The organism is Micromonospora sp. NPDC047467 (assembly GCF_040643095.1).
In the GTDB taxonomy this organism is placed as follows: domain Bacteria; phylum Actinomycetota; class Actinomycetes; order Mycobacteriales; family Micromonosporaceae; genus Micromonospora.
In genome coordinates this window covers 328,853-331,399 of the sequence record NZ_JBEYTO010000002.1, presented here as the reverse complement: position 1 = coordinate 331,399, position 2,547 = coordinate 328,853, and the positions used below count along the sequence as shown (strand labels likewise).

Below are 2,547 nucleotides of genomic sequence, written 5' to 3'. Positions count from 1 at the left end.
CGGCGCGGCGGGCGCGGGTGCGGCGGCGCGGCGGGCGCGGGTGCGGCGGCGCGGCGGGCGCGGGTGCGGCGGCGCGGCGGGCGCGGGTGCGGCGGCGCGGCGGGCGCGGGTGCGGCGGCACTTGGCACCTGGCACCTGGCACCTGGCACCTGGCACCTGGCAGAGGCTCTGACCGCAGGCAGCCCGCCGGCAACTCCCGACGCGGGCGAGGCGGACCGCAACCTGGCCGAACGGGGCACAAAAATGTCGTACACATGTTCTATCTTGTCTTCATGTTGAGGGCGTTGTCGCAGGCGAGTGGTGCCGTCGACGACTGTGTCGCGGCCTCCCTGTGGGCGCTCTCGGACGCCGAGCTGCTCGCATCGCTCGATGCTGCGCACGCCGCAGCGCAGCGGCTGGCCGCCGTCGAGCTGGGTCTGGTGCGCGAGCTGGACGCCCGCGGCCTGGCCGTCACCGAAGGTGCCTCGTCCACCGCAGTCTGGCTGCGGGATCGGCTCCGGCTTTCGGGGCGATCTGCCCGTCAGCTCGTTCAGCTCGCGGCCACCCTCGACGCCGCGCCACCAGCGGTCCGCGATGCCCTGCATGGCGGCATCATCACCGTCGAACAGGGCCGCGTCGTGGCGGAGACCGTCGCCGCCCTTCCTGTCGAGGCGGGGCCGGAGGTGACCGACAAGGCCACCCATCTGCTGATCGCGTGGGCCGACAGGTTCGATCCGGCGACCCTGAGCCGTCTCGGGGAGCGCGTCCTCGCGCACGTCGCCCCCGACCTGGCCGACCAAGCTGAGCTGGCAGCCCTTGAGCGGGCCACCGAGCGGGCCGAGGCCCGCCGGCACGTCACCCTCTCCGACCAGCAGGATGGGCAGGTACGTCTCAGCGGGAGCCTCGACACCGAAACGGCGAGCCTGCTGCGTGAAGCGATCGATCCGCTGTGCGCCCCCGCAGGTGCACACGACGATCGCAGTCCCGGCCAACGCCGGGCGGACGCGCTCGGTGAGATCTGTCGGCTGGCGCTGCGCACCGGCCATCTGCCCGACAACGGCGGCGACCGCCCACAACTGGTGGTGACCGTTGCGCTGGATGCGCTGGTCAACGGCGTACGCGCGGGCGCCCTGGAGACCGGCGAACGCCTCACACCGGGCGCGATCCGCCGACTCGCCTGCGATGCCGCAGTGCTGCCGGCCGTGCTTGGCGGCAACAGTCAGGTCCTGGACGTCGGGCGTCAACGCCGTCTCTTCACCGGGCCACTGCGTCGCGCGCTGGTGCTGCGCGACGGTGGCTGCGCCTTCCCCGGCTGCGACCGGCCGTCCCGATGGTGCGATGGCCACCACGTCCAGCACTGGGCCGATGGTGGCGCAACGGCGTTGGGCAACGCGGTCCTGCTCTGCGGCCACCACCATCGCCTCATTCACCAGGGCGACTGGGCGGTCCGCATCGCGCCGGACGGCAAGCCCGACTTCCTTCCGCCCCGCTGGCTCGACCCGCACCGCGTCCCACGGCGCAACCTCTACCATCGCCGCTGCTAAAGCCGACAGCACCACAAACGCGGCACCGGACCAGGGCGAACGGCCCACCTCAGCCGCCCGCCGGCATTGCCGTCCACCGCGATGGGCCGCAGCGCCCACCTCGGGATCCAGCGCGGGCTCAGCGGCAAACACCCCGGGACCGAAAGGCACGGCCGACACAGCGAATCGAGCGACCAGCAGTTCGAGCGACACGGAGGTTCGGACGACACAGCAGACGAGCGACACAGCAGATCGAGCAGCGCAGCAGATCGAGCGACCAGCGGTTCGGACAGCACAGCGGATCGGGCGGTTGTTCGCCGGCATGCCGTCCCGCCGTCGCGGCGCCACGCCGTCTCTTCCGGGTGGCCGCATCGGTAATTCGGTGGCAGGGACAGGCTCGGGAGCGTACGGTTGCACCCCGCTTGACGGCCGAGGTGAGCTGCACCGGAACGGACGTCGCCGCGCCGGGCGGCCGGCCATCCGCCCCCGGACACGCGAGCGAGCAGCAGCTGTGGACGATGGGACGTCAGCATGCCCGCACCTGACCTTGACACCCACCTCGACAAGGACCTTTCCGCCGAGCGCGCACACCTGGCCACCTCGCGTGCGGCGCTGCGGCGGATGCGGGAACGAGCCGAATCCCTCTTCGCCACGGGCGACCAGGTGGCCGGCGACGCGTACGCCGCGGAGACACTCGGTCGCACGCTGGCCCGCCGGGTGGCCGAACTGGCCGACGACCCGACCACGCCGCTCTTCTTCGGCCGCCTCGACTTCGCCGGAAGCCCGGACCGCGAAACCTTGGGCAGCAAAGACAGCAGTAGCCCGAACCGCGAGGCCAGCGGCACCGACAGCAGCAGCGACAGCAGCGACAGCAGCGGCAGCGGCAGCAGCGGCAGCGACAGCAGCGACAGCAGCGACAGCAGCGGCAGCAGCGACAGCAGCGGCAGCAGCGGCAGCAGCGGCAGCAGCGACAGCAGCGGCAGCAGCGACAGCAGCGACAGCAGCGACAGCAGCGACAGCAGCGACAGCAGCGACAGCAGCGACA

1 protein-coding gene and 1 pseudogene are annotated in these 2,547 nt (G+C 72.4%); both read left to right on the top strand.

All coding sequences use genetic code 11. The annotated features are described in order from the left end of the window. Positions 1-272 precede the first annotated feature (272 nt). Positions 273-1,523: a DUF222 domain-containing protein gene (locus ABZ780_RS05765; RefSeq protein ID WP_357484552.1), complete on the top strand. Its 1,251-nt coding sequence runs from the start codon at positions 273-275 to the stop codon at positions 1,521-1,523. 510 nt (positions 1,524-2,033) lie between these two features. Continuing rightward, positions 2,034-2,547 (top strand): annotated as a pseudogene (locus ABZ780_RS05760) (AAA family ATPase); the annotation flags it as partial.

Bases quoted from the DNA above. Each gene is read 5' to 3' on its own strand.
- ABZ780_RS05765 (WP_357484552.1), top strand. From the start codon at position 273: ATGTTGAGGGCGTTGTCGCAGGCGAGTGGTGCCGTCGACGACTGTGTC.